The organism is Paenibacillus sp. FSL R7-0210 (assembly GCF_038009085.1).
GTDB lineage: Bacteria > Bacillota > Bacilli > Paenibacillales > Paenibacillaceae > Paenibacillus_AQ > Paenibacillus_AQ silagei.
In genome coordinates, this window is record NZ_JBBPAR010000001.1 from 7423083 (window position 1) to 7439923 (window position 16841).

Genomic DNA, 16841 nt, shown 5'->3' on the forward strand with positions numbered 1-16841 from the left:
AGATATATTTCTTGAATTTCATGGCGATTGGAATGATAACTGGGAAATGCCCCAGTAAACCGTATAGCGAACGCTTGTTTTGCATCTGTTAAACTGCTGCTACTTCCTCAGCGGCTTTCACTTTCTGAATTTCTGCATATGTGTATTTCAATGTATAAGGACACAGAGATATTTAATCTCAGCTGTTTTTTAATTCTCCTTAACCAGTTTCCCCCAACTGCCCCGGATCTTAATTTGATCACCAGGTTTTAAATTGTCTTATTGTATTGAAATGCCCCCGATCTCGTCCAACTTATTATGAAGAAATGCAAGCTTATCCATTTCATATTCTATATTTTCCAAGAGCTTTTCCAGGTAGCTTTCATTTACAGACTCCGCAGCCTCAACCTTTTTAATTCGCCGCTCATACTCGCGGATATTTTTATTGCATTCCTCATGTAGAAAGAAAATAAAGTGTTAGAATTGGAAAATAAAGTTGTAGACTGGTTTTCCGAATGAAGCTGGGCTATACGTTTAGCGCGATTAACGGTGGAGGCCGGCATGAGCGGTTGCTTCTATTAAGGTAACGGAGCCCGATACTTTTCATACCAGTTCGTACAGTTCAGTCTAAACTTATGTTTTCTTCAAACCTAAAGAAGGTTTGAGTATGATTTATTTGAGGTTATATGAACTTACTGTAACAACTAAATTCTTCCTGTCTATAAAGGCTTTGTTAGCTGCGCTTATACGGGTTTTTTTTTTTGGAAATAGTGCTTTTCCCATGGATTATCAAAGATTATAATTGATATTATTCCTCCGTAAGTGAATATCTGTTTTGTTCCTAATAAGGTATTGTTAGGATTAGGTGGCTTAATAACTTCGATTGATTATTAATGGAACTCTAAAAGTTGATCTATGTAGAGGTGAGTAAATGTCGTATCAAAGGTGGACAGCGTTTGACCATTCAACATGGGTATACAAGGTATTTAATCATCATCATACCTCATTGAATAAGTATTATTGGAGTTACGAGCCAGTGCATAAACATGCAAAATTGTCTTTTGCAAGTTCAATATCTATCTCGAATCAAATAACCCCAAAAGATTTCTTTAGTTTTAGTGACCCTGTTGATGAACGGAGAATACCACCGAGCCACAAGGATTGGGAAGATGATATTGATGGATTTTTAAATTGGGTTAGGTACTCGTGCCTAGAGTCGGCGAGCTCATATTTTGAGATATACCTTGCAACGGTATGTTCTCTAGCGCTCGAATCAGATCCGGGAGTTGAGACGCGACATACTAGAAGCTTAGATGGAATTCATAATTTAAAGACTACGCCTAATTACTCAAAGGTTACCTTAGTAGAAGATATAACAAAAGGAAGCTGGAGTAGCAGGATAAAAGCATACCGGCGAGTGTTTGGTCACGTCCCAGCAACGCTATCGGTTAATCTTTCTCATCTTGATCACGTACGAAAATTAAGGAATAAATTTGCACATGGTTTTGGTAGGGACATCTCGGTTATGAAAGCCGCCCGAGGACGTACTTCTGAAGCGAATGCCATGGAAACTATTACTCTTTTGGATTTAAAAACTTATTTGGGAATGTTTGATACTGTTGCAAAGGCTGTTGATGAACATTTATACCATAATCATATCGGGGACTATGAGATTGTATACTTGTTTCATGAGTACTTGACTAATCCACCAATTGTTGAAATTAGACCAGGAGTTTTTGAGAGAGTAATGTTAAAAGGTGCGTCACAAGATAAAGCTCATAGATTTAAGAAACTAGTTGGAGAGTTAGGAGTATTATTGAGGAGTAAGGATTACTTTGAACAGATGGTTCGCCACTACTACTCTGTTTGACAAAAAAAAATACAAGGTAATAAGTTTTTTTAGGAACCAACTTTAATGTCACTGAACACATTGTTAATTAATGTAGATATGAAAATATTCATCGATTAAGTTAATTCATCTTGAGCCGTCCTGAGAAATTAGGACGGCTCATTTTTGATGGAAAGATAAAAAAATAAATCAAACTTCATCGTTAAATCCGGTAGTGTCTGCTATCATTTATAAACGATTACATCCTGCGGGACCTAGGGTAGTTAAGATATCATGATTTTCAAAGAAACAGTAGGCATAGAACAGAAAACAAGTTGTCATGAAAGAGGAAATCCATATGCTGTATATATTCGGCGGGTTGCCAGGCACCGGTAAGTCTACATTAGCATCAGCTTTAGCAAGCGAACTGCGGGCACCGTATCTTTGGGTTGATGTCGTAAGTAATGTAGCAGAGTCTCTAGGAATTCCGTTTGTCGAAATCGAAGTGGTCTGTTCGGACGAATGTACACACAAGCATCGAATTACCACTCGTACAACGGATATTCCTGGATTTACCCTCCCCACTTGGAGTGAGGTGAAGAACAGACATTACGATGCTTGGGACCGTGACCACATCGTGATTGATACAGCGCATCAGACCGTGACGGAAAGCTGGATGTCGTTACGTGAACAACTAAGTCTGAAGAAGTTAGCTACTTAGATAACCCAAGAATCCCCTGAACATCGGTCGCCGGAGGTCTCCCATACTGGCGGGCATATTCGCGGCTGAACTGGGAGGGGCTCTCATAGCCTACGCGGAAGGCGGCATCGGAGGCTTGGAGGGATTCGGTTAGCATGAGGCGGCGGGCTTCCTGCAAGCGGATGACCTTCTGGTATTGCAGCGGACTCATGGCAGTGACGCGCTTGAAGTGCTTGTGGAAGGCGGAGTTGCTCATATTTACGGACTCTGCAAGCTGTTCAACGACAAGGGATTGATCGTACTGCTTAGTGATCACTTGGATAGCTTGAGCAATCCGGTGCGCATGGCTGCCGATGATGGCGAATTGATGCAGGTGGGAGCCCTGGTCGCTTTGAAGAACGCGATACAGAATTTCGCGGATCAAGAGCGGGGCCAGAACAGGGATATCCTGTGGCGCATCGAGTAACTGGATGAGCCGTACGATGGCAGCAAGTAAGGACTCAGAGGTTCGGGCAACTGTGATGCCGAGGGACGTTTCACCGGGAACGAGGGTGGTGTCCGCCATTTCTTTTACAATTTCCAGGATGGTGCCAGGATCGAAGCTTAGCTTGATGCCAAGAAACGGATGATCAGGCGAAGCTCCGGTTATTCTTCCGTTGATCGGCAGCTCAACCGAAGTGACCAGGTAAGTGGAAGGATCATAATGATAAGTTTCGCTGGACAGGGTGGCTGCTTTGGCTCCTTGGGCAACGACACAGATCGACGGCTTATAGACAGACTCCAGCGGTTCTGCTGCATCCGTGGCGCGCATCAACTGCAAGGAAGGAATATGCGTCTGGTAGGTGCCTGCAGATGGAGCATGGCGAAGAATCAGCGCAGCCAATTGCTGCAAAAGCGGCCCGGTCCGCAATGTATCGTCCAAGTTAGCTGCCTCCTTTTCATGTGGTCATAAGGTTTGCTGTTATCATAGCGGGAAAAAGAGAAATAGGCAAGAAGTGAACAGGTCTGTTATAACGGGATGCTCTTCGATTGATGTACAATGAAACCATAAGGCCAACAGATCATCATCCGGCCTAAGCGAACTTAAGGAGAGTGGTCTAAGTGAGTCAGAACGGAAAAGTAGCCATCGTCACAGGTGCATCGAGGGGCATTGGAAGACAAATCGCTATTCAATTGGCCGGGTTAGGAATAAAAGTAGCTGTCAATTATTCATCTAACCCTGGGAAAGCGGACGAGGTCGTCCAAATCATTAAGGAGTCTGGCGGGGAAGCGATAGCCGTTCAAGGCGATGTAAGCAAGGTGAGTGAGGTCGAATCCCTGTTCTCGGAGACAATCGGGCAATTCGGGCGCATCGATATTTTGGTGAATAATGCCGGAGTTATGGAATGTGTGCCTATCGCAAACGTAACAGAGGAGATGTTCGACCGTCAATTTGCTGTCAATGTCAAAGGCACTTATTTCGCCTGCCAGCAAGCGATGAAGCATATGGAGCGGGGCGGAACGATTATCAACTTCTCGACCTCTGTATCGGGTGCAATGCTGCCAACCTATAGTGTCTATGCTGCAACCAAAGGGGCAGTCGAGCAGTTAACCCGCCAGTTAGCGAAGGAATTCGGAGCAAAGGATATCGTTGTGAATTGTGTTGCACCCGGGCAAGTATCGACGGAGTTATTCCTGAACGGGAAATCTGAGGAGCTGGTGGATTCCTTCCGGCGGATGAATGCTTTTGGACGGCTTGGCGAGCCTGAGGATATTGCGAATGTGATCGACTTGCTTGTCAGTGACAAGGCCCGCTGGATTACAGGACAGACGATTCGTGTGAATGGTGGATTCAACTGATACAACTGATGAGTTACCTCCTCTAACGCCTATGGTTTATAATGGGTGAAAAGGAGGGGACGAAATGAATAAAGGCATGCTTCTTGTTCTAAATGGAACTTCAAGCTCCGGGAAGAGCTCCATCTCGGCTGAACTTACGAAACAGAAAGAGATTCCGTTTTATCATGTGTCGATTGATGATTTTTTCATGAATTACAATGATTTCATTAATCATAAATTTCCAGACGAGCCTGTACGGGAAATAGACCATCAGGTGGTCTCGCAAATACTGGATGACTCCATAGTCTCCGTGTACTACTCGACGATTAAGCTGTTATCCGAAATGGGATTCAATGTCATCGTGGATACCGTATTCGACAACGATAAGAGATTTAATGAGTTTTGGGATCATTTTGCTGATCGGACTACGCTATTTGTTGGTGTCCTATGCTCCCGGGAAGAGCTCATCCGAAGAGAGCAGGCCAGAGGGGACCGGCAGATTGGTCTAGTGGATGCCCAGTTCGACATCGTCTATCGTTTTGATGAATATGACCTTGAAGTGAACACGGAAGAGCTGACTCCGGCAGAATGCGCCGAACAGATAATTAACTATATTAAGTCCAATCAGGAATACTCGGCATTTCAGAAATTGTGCAAAAGAGATGGTAATCTTAATAGAACGCTACTGACATAACGTTGTCAGGAAGGGTGGGTATAATGAAGACTATATAAACCTACAAACACGAATATTAGGAGGCTATTATGTCTGTCATTGGACCCGATTTCATCTCACTTCAGGTCAGCGATCTTGAAGGCTCTGCTGAATTTTATCAACACTATCTTGGACTCGTCCGTTCACAGGCGGGCCCGCCTCATGCGGTGGTTTTTGACACAAAGCCTATTGCCTTTGCACTTCGTGACCTCATGCCGGGAGTCGAGCTCATTACGGGGACTCAGCCTGGACTTGGTGTTGCGCTATGGCTCTATGCCCCGGATACGCAAGACATTCACGATAAACTCGCAGCAGCAGGCGTGACAATTACATCCGCCCCCATCGACGGCCCCTTCGGACGTACCTTTACCTTCGCCGATCCGGACGGTTATCTGATAACTCTTCACAGTAAAGGCTGATTACATTAAGATTATATTACTTTAAGTATATTGCTCCCCATATGGTAAACAGGTGAACTGATAAATCCTGTTGCTAAATGGGGAGTTTCTGTTTGACCGAATTGTATTTTATAGAGAAAGCAGATGCGAGAGAGAAATTTGTGGTGAATTATTTAAGAGGAGGAAATATTATGATAAAAAAATGGACATTTGCATTGCTTTCATCAGCATTTCTTATGCTATCTTTAACAACTGGGTCTAGTTATGCGGCTGAGGCACAAACATCTACAACGATTAACAATGGTCAAATAAACAACGGACGAGTCTTAATTCCCTTACGTGCTGTCTCCGAAAATCTTGGCGCAAGCTTGGAATGGTTTCAAACAGATAAAGTTGTTAAAATCAAAAACGGGAATTCGACTATATGGCTTGCGGCAAATTTCAAACGTGTGATTATTGAATCTGCTCCATCGAGTGAAACTCCAGATACACCGTCACGGAAATATGTCGATTTGGATACTGCAACACAAGTCATCAATGGAACAACTTATGTTCCTCTTCGTTTTGTTAGTCAGTCGTTAGGGGCAACGGTAATGTGGAACCAACTGTCTAAACAAGCAACAGTAACAGTGGGTAACAAAGGATTGGTTGTTAATATGGAGACCCCATCTGTTCAAATTCCGGAAAAGAATAAAATTTCTGAAGCACGTTTGAAACTTCTATCAGATAAATTAAATCAAGCCTCAAATGTATCTTCAATTAAAAATGTAAATTCAACCTTTAAACCGTACTTCACGGATAAATTAATTAAGTCTATTACTCAGAACAAAGGATTGAAAACAGCGGGTACTTATGAAACGCCTGTCACTTCACCTATTTATACTAGTAAGAATTCTTGCACACTTTCACAATCTGTAATAGTAGCGAATGGTCTTACAGGTGAAGATCAATATGCAGAAGATCGGACAGTCTCGCTAATATTCGCGAACGGAACTTGGAAGGTGGATAGCGTCACCAAGGGGTCTAGAGTTCTGATTTCGGGATTCTCTGATTATCATCCACAGTGAACAGGAGGTGTGTAAATTTGAGACCTGGGGTGAAGTGGTCAGCCTTTTTCTTATCCCTACTGGGTATTGGACTAAGTTTTCTGTTTCTGTTTGATAACCCATACAGTGAGCAGGCGGTATCCAGCAGCACACAAGTGATTGTGGTCCTCATGCTCATTGTACCTTCAGCCGTCATGGCCATTTCAATCTGGCGTGGTCTTCGCTTACTTATGGCCATTTCTTTGATCTGGCTGGCACCCTATTCCTTCTATTTCGCGATTGCATCTATTCCGAGCATTTGGAACGTTTTTTTCCTGATCCTATTGGTTCAATTCGTGGCTACCGTTTCATGCAAACGCTAGGACTTCATCTATGAGACCGCGAGGAGTTCGACCTGAAGGAGCTGCGCCATATTCGCAAGGGGCAGCCCTCTTTTTTGTGGCGAGCTATCGATCTTCATTATTTTTCCAAACAATGCACAACAAAACCGGTACAATCACCGTCTAACCTAAAGAATGGAAAATAGCCTCTGAGGAGAGTGAACCACAGGTGTTTAAAAAGCTGGCTTTAACCCTACTAATGACGACGATGGTGTTCAGTGCAGGCATAGCGGGTCCATCGCAGGACAAGGCCCAGGCTGCCGGTGCTGGTACTGTGCAGGCCAAGACAGCAGATCAATTATATCCAATTGAAGTGAACGGGAAATACGGCTTCATCAACGGCAAGGGCAAGGTGGTTATTGAAGCGGTGTATGATAGTTATGGTTACTCAGGAATGCCCGGAGGGACGGTGTATGTCGAGGACCATGCGGCTAAAAAGCAATATTATCTCAGTTCAGCAGGCACCAAGCTGTTCGAATACAAGTTGAGAGATGCCGGCATTCTGTATAATGACCGCGCGCTGTATACAGCGAAGGTTCAACTCGCCGGCGGGGCCACGGCGACCCGGTACGGGTATATCGATAGCCAAGGCAAGGTGGCCATACAGCCAATCTATGTCCGGGCATTTAATTTCTCCGAAGGTCTGGCCCGGGTCAATATGGGTAAAGCCTCGGGTTACATTAACACTAAGGGCACGCTTATCGTTCCTTACAGATATAGCTTTACTTCTGATTTCTCGGAAGGCATGGCGGCCGTTACACTTGCCGTTGGCGGCAAATACGGCTATATCGACACCACCGGCAAGCTTCGCATCACCCCAAGGTATGATTACGCCACACCGTTCTCCGGCGGGGCGGCAGTTGTGTATGTGAACGGCAAATACGGCTACATCGACAAAACAGGCAATTACCTGATTAAGCCGCAGTTCAGCATGGCCCAACCCTTCTCGGAAGGGCTGGCGTTCGTCGAGCGCAATGGAGCCACCTTCTATATTAATAAGAAGGGCGCCAAGGTCATTCAGGGATTCACGGCTGGAGGTTTGTTCAAGGGTGGTCTGGCTCCGGCAAGCCCGGGGCAGAGGTACGGCTATATTAATACCTCTGGACGCTTCGTGGTTAAGCCGCAACTCTATTGGGCCGCTGATTTTAAAGGCGAACTGGCAGAAATCACCCTGCTGGTTCCAGATACTCGCGAGGAAATCAGAGGGTACATGAACCGCAGCGGAACCATCGTCTGGCCGCCGGCTTCCGAGCTTCCGGGCGGAGTGGTGAAACCGTAACTAAATCAATCAAGGGTAGAGGAGGCAATAATATTCAATGGGCAACGACTTATACAGAAAACTAGGGGCAGCCTTTCTGATTACGGCCGCGTTAATCTACACTATCGAGCGTGTAGGTACATTGATCGCTCGAAATTATGAAATTTCTGCGTTATACCAAGCGCAAATGTACGATGTCCAGCCTAAAACTCATATCGCAGGCTTCTTCGATAATCTCTTTGTGCCAATCCTTACGTTAATTGGTGTGATACTATTCGTATACGGTTTTCCGAAGAAAACAAAATAGGAGAGTGAACAGCGATGAACAGTGATGAAAGGTTTTCGAACCGGGTCGATTCCTATTTGAAGTACCGCCCAAGCTATCCACAAGAGGCTATTGATTATTTGTACGACAATATTGGTCTGCGCCCGAACAGTAAAATAGCAGATATCGGTTCTGGCACTGGGAGCCTGTCCAAGCTGCTTCTGGAACGCGGCAGCGATGTAATCGCGGTCGAGCCCAATCAGGCAATGCGTGAAGCCGCAGAGCAAAGGCTCAACAGCAACCCGAGCTTCCAGAGTAGATCAGGATCTGCGGAAGCTACCGGGTTACCGGATCGGTCGGTTGAGTTTATTGTCTGTGCGCAGGCATTTCACTGGTTTGACCGGCAAGCCGCGCAAACGGAGTTCCGGAGAATACTACAGCCTGGCGGGAAAGTCATACTCATATGGAATTCCCGGCTTACAAACGGTACTTCATTTCGTGAAGAGTACGATCAACTGCTTCACACCTACGGAACCGACTATGAACAAGTGAATCATAAAAACATTTCTCAGGCGATGCTTGTCTCTTTTTTTAAAGAGAATACGATGCATAAAAGCCAGTTTGAAATGACTCAGGAGTTCGATTTCGAGGGTCTGAGCGGCCGGCTGTTATCCTCCTCCTATAGCCCTGTTCCCGGACATCCGAATTACAATCCGATGATGACAGAGCTGCAGAATATATTTGACAGGCATAATCAGGGCGGTGTGGTTCCATTTGAATATGAGACTGAGATTTTTTGGGGAGAAGTATAGTTAAAAGGTATACACATGATCCTTAATATCCGCCCAGGCAAGCGTTCCATCCGGCATCCAGCCCAGCAGTGTGCCTGCGGATATGAACGTAAAGGTCCGTTCCTGAGTGTCATAGACCTGTATGGTTCCTGTATCCGACTGGAAGGCTGCGAATCTGTTGTCGGGTGACCACATCAGCCCGGATAGCAACAGGTCATTATGCGGTTGCCGCTCATGCTCTGCGAGATCCTTCTTTAGCTGGTCCGTGATCCGCTGATCCTGCATCACCGTGGACGTTCCGCTTCCGGTGTTGTAACGGACTTGTCCAAGCGGGTTATGCTCACCTCTGTCTGCGGGAAGGATCAGATTTGAATCGTCCTCCCAAGTCAGAGAATACACGAACAGGAAGCCGTCACTATGGGAGATGAAGGCGGCGTTCTGCTGCGAATGCAGTATTTTCCCCTTCTGATCCAGCACCGTCAGGTCCGCCCCAGGTCCAATGTATTCGTCATGAGCAGTTAATACAGCTATGTGCTTGCCGTCAGGCGAGGAGGACATGCCGTAGACCGGCTTGCTGAATACATGAAGCTTCGTACGGGTGAAGCCCTTCAGGTCTACACGATACAGCGTCTTATTGCCCGAGATCATATAAGTAAAGTCCCCATAGAAGCGGTCAGAATACATCTCATGGTAACCATAGTCATTGCCGTAGGCATCCTTCTCCTGAGCAAAAACCGGAATCTCCAGCGCCTCGCCTGTCAGGGCGTGCACCAGATGATGCTTCTCCTGTCCGTAGAACAGATAGGAAGGGGCAACCGATTCCCGGGTCTGAATGGACTTGATCCAGCCCGTGTTCCAGGCAGGTACTACGCGCCGGGTACCGGAGGTGACGCCTTGGAACAACAGACTGCCCTCACCGTCTGCAGCTCTAATCACTACCGTGTTACGGTACGGCTGCTCTGTACTAGCATACTTGCGCCCGTCTGTGGTGACGGCTTCGTCCAGATTGAACGTCCCGGACCAGACACTGCCCTCATCGAGATGCAGGCGGATTTGCACAAACCGCGGAGACTCCCATTCCAGCGTGTAACGGAATTCGGTCTCGGGATCACTGGTCTGTAGACTATTTTTCAGCGCTTGCTCCAATGATCGCTGGTCAATATCAAAGTTGGATTTCACCTGCACCAGTTGTCCGCCTCCGCCGATAGTTTTCAATTGCTCAATATAGAGCAGCGGTTCTTCCTCGATTGAAGATGCTGAAGGGGAAGGGGTGGCTGACACAGCTGTGGGTGATACGATGGATGGGGAAGCTGTGGGCGGAGCTGAGGAAGAGCCGTTCACGCCCGCCTTGTCTGCCCCCTGACACCCTGAGAGCAAAGCCGCCGCCAGCACAATTGCTGCCATATAGCGCATACATAAACCTCCTGTTGTGTTCGATTGTCCTATTGTTTTCAGAGAATAGATAGATTTTCCATATTGTTATGGACGCGGTTGCTGCGCAGAAGTTGCAGATGCCGGTTTGACTTCCATTCTCTGCATGGCTACCATGGAAGCAAAGCTTTGGGTGATATGCCACAAACAGAGGTGATCCTAGATGATAAGAGAAGTAGAGATGCAGACTCATTCCTTGAAAGAAATGAAAGACTTTTATGAGAATACTCTTGGGCTGGCGGTATTCCAGGAACATCGGGCATCCTTCAGTGTACGAGCGGGAGAGTCCAGTCTAACCTTCAATGAGTCTGATCCAAGCAGACAGCCGAAATATCATTTTGCTTTTAATATTCCTGAGAATCAGATCAATGAAGCGTTGCGGTGGTTTACTCCTAAGGTGTCTGTCATTCCTAATGAGGGCCAGGAGGTTGTGCGCTTCGAGTCTTGGAATGCCGATTCCATCTATTTCTATGATCCGTCAGGTAATATTGTAGAGCTGATTGCCCGGCACAATCTGAACAATTCCGCCAATGGAGCCTTTTCTCCAGCCAGTCTGTTATGTGTAAGTGAGATCGGGCTGCCTGTACCCGATGTGGAGGAGGCGCTGCTTAAGCTATCTCGGGTAGGGATTGTTCCTTGGCAGGATTACCATAGCCAGTTCGCCGCTGCAGGTGACGAGCACGGGTTGATTATTGCTGTGAAGCAAGGCCGGGTCTGGTTCATGTCTGATCAGGAGGAAGCCTATCCGCATCCGCTAACTATTAAGACGGCTGTTTGTGAGATCACGCTGGATGATACAGAGGGGGTGCAGGTCCGGGGGCTTCGTTAAGCTAACCGTACAGAATGAGTATAACGGTTCTTTCTTTTGACTTCCCGGCTACGAATGTCTACCCTGAAGTTACATAATAAGGAAAGCGAGTGAACTTATGAATAGATGCGCTGACAGGCTGAACGTTGTCATTCGGGACACGGAAGAGGTTAAGCTGTCACGCCAATCCACTTCCGTGTAGGCACAACAGATACGGAGGGATAGCTTTTGAAGAATACACAAGCAGGCTTTGAGTACAGTGGGGATCATTATGAAGCAATCGGAGATTTCATGCGGGAGCAGTATTTGACATTCGGTTTCGCCCAGGGAACGATGCAGGAAGTAGACTTTTTAATGGAGTTAATGAATCTGCGGCAGGGTACCCGCACCCTGGATATTGGCTGTGGTCCGGGGCGGCATAGTCTGGAATTGGCTCGGCGCGGAATTAGAACAGTGGGCGTGGATATTTCTGCGGAATTTATCAGGCACGCGAATAGCGAAGCTGCGAAGGAAGAGTTACAGGCAGCATTTCTGGTGGCGGATGCCCGCGAGTTAACGTTTGATCAGGAATTCGATGGCGCAATTTGTCTGTGTGAAGGGGCCTTTGGACTGGCTGGCAGTGAAGAGAATCACCGGAAGGTCCTTAAAGGAGTTCATCGGGCGCTGAAGCCGGGTTCTCTATTTGTTCTTACGGTAATTAATGCACTTAACTTAGCCCGGCGTATACAGGATGAGTCGTTATTTGACCCGTATTCATGCACCGTAATCCATAAAGAAGAGGTTCACAGCCCCGAGGGCGAATCCAAAGAGGTATTGATCTATACCACAGCTTTTACCTTCCGGGAATTACAGATGCTTCTGGTTAGTGAGGGCTTTGTAGTGGAGGCCGCATATGGCTGTACCGCAGGACAATTCGGGAAACAGCCTTTACAGCTCGGCAGTATGGAGATTATGATGGTTGCCCGCCGTAAGTAAATAGTAGTGTGGTGAATAACCAGCGGTAGCCGGGACTCTTAAGGGGCCAGGGCTGCCGCTGTATTTTGATATGCGCCCGTCTGAGTTAGTTTACTGGACCTGAAAAGAGTTTTAAAAAAGAAACTGAGTTGAGAAGATTATGCAACTTTTGGAAGAGCGGTTCAGTCTATTATGGTGAGGTGACAAATCAACAAGTGGAGGATATTCCATGAACTACAAAAGGAAAGTCGTGTTTATTGGTTTGCTGCTTGGTGCTTTATTAGCAGGATGCAGTCAGAATGTAAATTCATCTTCAAATACTCCTGCAACTGAAAATTCCGCCAATAATGAAGGTGAAGGAATGACAGAAGCCGAGCCGTTCTCTTATACCGCAGAACAAAAAAATGAAATTAGTGAAGCTGCTAAGAAAGCCGGATTAGATAAAGTCTATATCCCTACAGTAGAATTAGGTGTCGATGATTTTCTGGATCGTGTTGAAGCTAAAGACAATCAAGTCCGTATTGTATTTTTTCGCGGTTCAATCACTCAATCCAGAGAAGAACTTAAACCAACTAACGAGATTGCTTCGACTAAAAAAGTTGTGCTTTCTAAAAATGTATCGGGGGAGTGGATCACTCAAGAGAATGGAGCAACCTATTTATACTTTGAAATAGGCGGACTGCATTTCAGTATGGAGTCAGCTAGAGACATTTCTCAGGCTGATTATGAGAGAGCGGCCGCTTCGCTTGAACCATTAACAGTTCAAGATAAGGCAGGTACGAAAACAATTCCTTACGCCATTACAAACAGTAGCGCCATTAGCTACGGAACATTTTCTGAAATGGATGCACAAACAGATATTGTTGTTAAGGGAACGAAGGCAGGGGCTCAGGAAGTAGTTCTGAAAAAAGAAGATGTGGACGGATTGGTTATTGACAATCGCACATTATCCAAATTTGTACTGAGCGATGTATTTAGAAATAATACCGGTCACACGTTGTCTAGCGGGGAGACCATCACCGTCCAAGAAAATGCAGCGGCCGACTCATCAAGAGTTTACAGCACATTTGGATATCAGTTGATGAATGAAAATGAAGAATACTTGCTGTTTTTGAGAGAGAGCCTCACTGATCCTGGTGTATACATTATCCGTGGCGTTGTTTATGGTAAAGTACCTGCTGCGGGTGAAGGCATTCAATCTAAGAGCACTGCTGATGATATACAGTTTAAAGGAGACGATTACACCAGGGTACAATTAGATACTATTTTTGAGGACGCCCGGAAAGCATATCTAAACTGAGTGTAAGTGATCTTTGTATAGCAAATGAACCTTTTCCCCGCTCCGTTTGTTTATAACTTGCCAGGCTCTGAGTAGTGAAGCTTAACAACCAAAGCGGGGGGATTAAAGGTGTCTATGATATTGGCTATGCATATTGCTACACATCTGCTTACGGGCAGTTTTATTGTATCGATTGTGCTTATGCGCAAGGCGATTTCTTTTAAGGAAAAAGTGGTTTTGCTCGGACTGAGCTCGTTCCTGGGCATTGTGCCAGATCTGTTGGGGAACAGGTATGTATCTCCTTGGTCGCACTCCATTATAGTCATGGGGCTGGTTATGGTTCCGATTGTGTTCCTGTTCAGGCTGCTGCTGAAAAAATATTCGTATACCCAGTTATATCTGTGTCTAGCGGGGAGTGTGCTGGGGCATATTCTTGTGGATTATTTGGGACATGGGGTCCATTTGGTCTATCCGCTGTCCAGCGAAGCTTATAGGCTGCCCTTGATCTATCTCGGTGATCCTACGGTTTGGATGCCTATGTTAGTGGGGGTTATGAGTTTTGTGCTTCCGGTGTCGTTGGGCAGAAGACGGGTGCTTAGTTCGGGTTGTGCTGTGTTTCTTGTCCTGTATCTCAGTCTTAAGCTTGCCATGCTAATGCAACTGGAACAAGGGCTTCCGCGTAAATTCACACTCACTCCACAGGCAGCCGTTCAGGTGTATCCGCTCGGGGATTATCAGGTTCACAAGCTGAGTGATTTTTGGAAAATGGGGTTTGACGTCATCGACTCCCAGCGAAGGGTGCTTGGGGTGTTGCCTGTCTTGGGCGGAGAGGTCCGTTTAGACTTGAATATGATCTTTGCCGTTAAGAGTGACGTTGTCCGCAGCAAGACGGGAAAAGACGGGCTGGAGCAAGTATACCGGAAGCTCCCTGCCGGGGATGAGGCTTCATTTGAAGTGATGGAGGAGAGCGGGGAAGGGCCTGCCGGAGAGATTGTTGCACGCGACCGGGAGGGGAATCCCCGTTATTTCATCTATAAGGATGGAACTTGGGTGGAAGAACAGAGGGAATAGACTATTGCAAAGTAGGGGGAGCGCGTGGAGGACATTCAAGCACTTATTCAAAAGCTAGACTGGGACACACCTGAAGCTGAACAAGCGGAGGCTATGGGTCCATCAGCCAGCCTCAATATCTTAATGCAATCTTAATGTCTTTGCGTAATCCTTAACGCTATATTAATGCCGGACATGATATGTTGAAGGTCACAGAACATTCTTCTGTGGTCTTTTTGTTGTGTCCGAGAATGGGAGCAGATGGGGTACAACCAAGATCCTACAAATAATAAGCGAGTGGTGAAACCGAGTGATTTCATTTTTAAAACGATTTTTAATTGGCAGGCCCTTAAAGTCCAGTGAATTGGGAGAGCAAAAGTTAAATAAAAAGAAAGCGCTGGCTATACTGTCTTCAGATGCGCTGTCATCCGTTGCCTATGGGCCGGAGCAGATTCTGATTGTTCTGGTTACGATTGGGGCAGCCGCCTTCTGGTATTCGATCCCGATTGCGCTGGGTGTGTTGATCCTGCTGACCGCGCTCATTCTGTCCTACCGGCAGATTATTTTTGCTTATTCCCACGGCGGGGGCGCCTATGTGGTGTCCAAGGAGAACCTGGGCAAGTATCCGGGGTTAATAGCCGGCGGTTCGCTGCTGGTTGACTATATTTTAACGGTGGCTGTAAGTATTTCGGCGGGTACGGATGCCATCACCTCAGCGTTTCCAAGCCTGCATGAGCATAAAGTGGTGATTGCCATTGCTTTTGTGCTTCTGATCACGATTTTGAACTTAAGAGGGGTCACGGAATCTGCCTCCGTCCTCGCTTATCCGGTCTATTTATTCGTCCTGGCCTTATTCATCCTGATTGGTACAGGTCTGTACAACATCTTGTCAGGTAACGTTCCGGCAGAACTGCATACCTCACTGGGTACTCCGGTAGCGGGGATCAGCCTATTTCTATTATTGCGCGCATTTTCTTCCGGGAGCTCTGCGTTAACGGGGGTCGAAGCGATCTCCAATGCCATACCGAATTTCAAAAGCCCGGAAGCGTCCAACGCCTCCAAAACCTTAATCGCCATGGGAGTTTTACTGGCCGTAATGTTCTCAGGCATTGTGGTGTTAGCCTATTATTACGGGATTGCTCCCCGTGCTGACGTCACTGTGGTATCGCAAATTGCCGAGCAAACCTTTGGCCGGAATGCGATGTACTATTTTATCCAGGGAACGACTGCATTAATCCTGATCCTGGCTGCCAATACCGGCTATTCCGCCTTCCCATTGCTGGCTGTGAACCTTGCCAAGGATAAATTCATTCCGCGAATGTTCACCATGCGGGGGGACCGGCTGGGTTACTCCAACGGTATTATCATATTGGGTGTTCTGTCCATGGTTCTGATTTATGTCTTTGAGGGGAAAACGGAGCAGCTGATTCCTTTATATGCTGTAGGTGTGTTCATTCCCTTTACGTTGTCGCAGAGCGGGATGATGGTGAAATGGCTACGTGAAAAGCCTGCGGGCTGGGTGCAAAAGTTCATCATCAACACCGTTGGCGCTCTAATCAGCTTCGTTGTGACGATGATGTTCTTCATGACCAAGTTTACTCAGGTATGGCCGGTATTTGTCTTTCTGCCGATTCTGCTCCTGGTGTTCCACCGGATTCATAAGCATTATGAGGCCATTGCGGACCAGCTTAGAATTTCGACCTGTGAGGAAACGATCAAGATTGAAGGCAATGTGATTATCGTGCCGGTCGCCGGAATCACTCATGTCGTGATGAACTCCCTGGAATATGCCAAGTCGCTGTCTCCGCAGCAGATTATAGCCGTCTACGTGCCCTTCGAGCGGGAAGATGAAGCGGTGTTCGAGGAGAAGTGGAGAAAGTGGCAGCCGGACGTAAGGTTAGTAACCCTATATACTCCTTATAGAAGCATTGTACAGCCGTTGACCAAGTTTATTGATAAAGTGAATTGGAAGGCCGCAGAGTTGAACCATAGGGTAACGGTAATTATTCCACAGTTCATTCCGAAGAAAGGCTGGCATAATATCCTTCATAATCAATCGAGTCTGCTGATACGCGCCCGTCTGCTGTTCCGCAGCGATGTGATTGTCACTACAGTGCCTTATCATTTGAAGAAGTGATGGATTA

Annotated in this window: 17 protein-coding genes; 15 read left to right on the top strand and 2 right to left on the bottom strand. The window is 46.5% G+C overall.

Translation table 11 applies throughout. The annotated features are described in order from the left end of the window. Nucleotides 1-1015 precede the first annotated feature (1015 nt). Nucleotides 1016-1849, top strand: a complete 834-nt coding sequence (locus MKY64_RS31925) for a hypothetical protein (RefSeq protein WP_339251513.1) — start codon at nucleotides 1016-1018, stop codon at nucleotides 1847-1849. Between the two features lie 316 nt (nucleotides 1850-2165). Continuing rightward, entirely contained in the window at nucleotides 2166-2528 is a 363-nt protein-coding gene (locus tag MKY64_RS31930; protein WP_445253500.1) for an AAA family ATPase, read from the top strand. Here MKY64_RS31930 and MKY64_RS31935 read toward each other — a convergent pair. Further along, entirely contained in the window at nucleotides 2521-3429 is a 909-nt protein-coding gene (locus MKY64_RS31935; RefSeq protein WP_339251509.1) for an AraC family transcriptional regulator, read from the bottom strand. The two genes, MKY64_RS31930 and MKY64_RS31935, sit on opposite strands and share 8 nt — an antisense overlap. Nucleotides 3430-3608: 179 nt before the next feature. Between MKY64_RS31935 and MKY64_RS31940 the strand changes: the two genes are divergently transcribed. The 8 genes from MKY64_RS31940 to MKY64_RS31975 all read left to right on the top strand — a co-directional run bounded on the left by MKY64_RS31940 (nucleotide 3609) and on the right by MKY64_RS31975 (nucleotide 9196). Beyond that, on the top strand, nucleotides 3609-4346 hold the full coding sequence (locus MKY64_RS31940) for an SDR family oxidoreductase (RefSeq protein WP_339251507.1): 738 nt from the start codon (nucleotides 3609-3611) through the stop codon (nucleotides 4344-4346). A gap of 64 nt (nucleotides 4347-4410) precedes the next feature. Further along, nucleotides 4411-5019, top strand: coding sequence for a chloramphenicol phosphotransferase CPT family protein (locus MKY64_RS31945; protein ID WP_339251505.1), 609 nt, complete (start codon nucleotides 4411-4413; stop codon nucleotides 5017-5019). 68 nt (nucleotides 5020-5087) lie between these two features. Then, on the top strand, nucleotides 5088-5456 hold the full coding sequence (locus MKY64_RS31950) for a VOC family protein (protein ID WP_339251503.1): 369 nt from the start codon (nucleotides 5088-5090) through the stop codon (nucleotides 5454-5456). Between the two features lie 92 nt (nucleotides 5457-5548). After that, entirely contained in the window at nucleotides 5549-6502 is a 954-nt protein-coding gene (locus MKY64_RS31955) for a copper amine oxidase N-terminal domain-containing protein (protein WP_339251501.1), read from the top strand. A gap of 17 nt (nucleotides 6503-6519) precedes the next feature. After that, on the top strand, nucleotides 6520-6843 hold the full coding sequence (locus MKY64_RS31960; protein ID WP_339251499.1) for a hypothetical protein: 324 nt from the start codon (nucleotides 6520-6522) through the stop codon (nucleotides 6841-6843). A gap of 187 nt (nucleotides 6844-7030) precedes the next feature. After that, nucleotides 7031-8140 carry a WG repeat-containing protein gene (locus MKY64_RS31965; protein ID WP_339251497.1) on the top strand — a complete coding sequence of 370 codons (1110 nt, stop codon included), beginning with the start codon at nucleotides 7031-7033 and terminating at the stop codon, nucleotides 8138-8140. A 37-nt stretch (nucleotides 8141-8177) separates the two neighbouring features. Further along, the gene (locus MKY64_RS31970; protein WP_076081789.1) at nucleotides 8178-8426 is read left to right on the top strand and encodes a hypothetical protein; all 249 of its coding nucleotides are present in this window, start codon (nucleotides 8178-8180) and stop codon (nucleotides 8424-8426) included. A gap of 14 nt (nucleotides 8427-8440) precedes the next feature. Beyond that, nucleotides 8441-9196 carry a class I SAM-dependent methyltransferase gene (locus MKY64_RS31975; protein ID WP_339251494.1) on the top strand — a complete coding sequence of 252 codons (756 nt, stop codon included), beginning with the start codon at nucleotides 8441-8443 and terminating at the stop codon, nucleotides 9194-9196. On the opposite strand, the gene MKY64_RS31980 is transcribed toward MKY64_RS31975, so the two are convergent. Then, complete coding sequence (locus tag MKY64_RS31980) at nucleotides 9197-10588, bottom strand: hypothetical protein (protein ID WP_339251492.1); 1392 nt, start codon at nucleotides 10586-10588, stop codon at nucleotides 9197-9199. A gap of 181 nt (nucleotides 10589-10769) precedes the next feature. Between MKY64_RS31980 and MKY64_RS31985 the strand changes: the two genes are divergently transcribed. From MKY64_RS31985 to MKY64_RS32005, 5 genes are all read left to right on the top strand, one after another. Then, nucleotides 10770-11435, top strand: coding sequence for a VOC family protein (locus MKY64_RS31985; protein WP_339251490.1), 666 nt, complete (start codon nucleotides 10770-10772; stop codon nucleotides 11433-11435). A 207-nt stretch (nucleotides 11436-11642) separates the two neighbouring features. Next, nucleotides 11643-12389 carry an SAM-dependent methyltransferase gene (locus MKY64_RS31990; RefSeq protein WP_339251488.1) on the top strand — a complete coding sequence of 249 codons (747 nt, stop codon included), beginning with the start codon at nucleotides 11643-11645 and terminating at the stop codon, nucleotides 12387-12389. A 208-nt stretch (nucleotides 12390-12597) separates the two neighbouring features. Continuing rightward, the gene (locus MKY64_RS31995) at nucleotides 12598-13668 is read left to right on the top strand and encodes a hypothetical protein (protein ID WP_339251486.1); all 1071 of its coding nucleotides are present in this window, start codon (nucleotides 12598-12600) and stop codon (nucleotides 13666-13668) included. 114 nt (nucleotides 13669-13782) lie between these two features. Further along, on the top strand, nucleotides 13783-14718 hold the full coding sequence (locus MKY64_RS32000; protein ID WP_339257632.1) for a metal-dependent hydrolase: 936 nt from the start codon (nucleotides 13783-13785) through the stop codon (nucleotides 14716-14718). A 289-nt stretch (nucleotides 14719-15007) separates the two neighbouring features. Continuing rightward, a complete protein-coding gene (locus MKY64_RS32005) occupies nucleotides 15008-16834 on the top strand; it encodes an APC family permease (RefSeq protein WP_339251484.1) in 1827 nt (608 codons plus the stop codon). The last annotated feature ends 7 nt before the right edge of the window (nucleotides 16835-16841 follow it).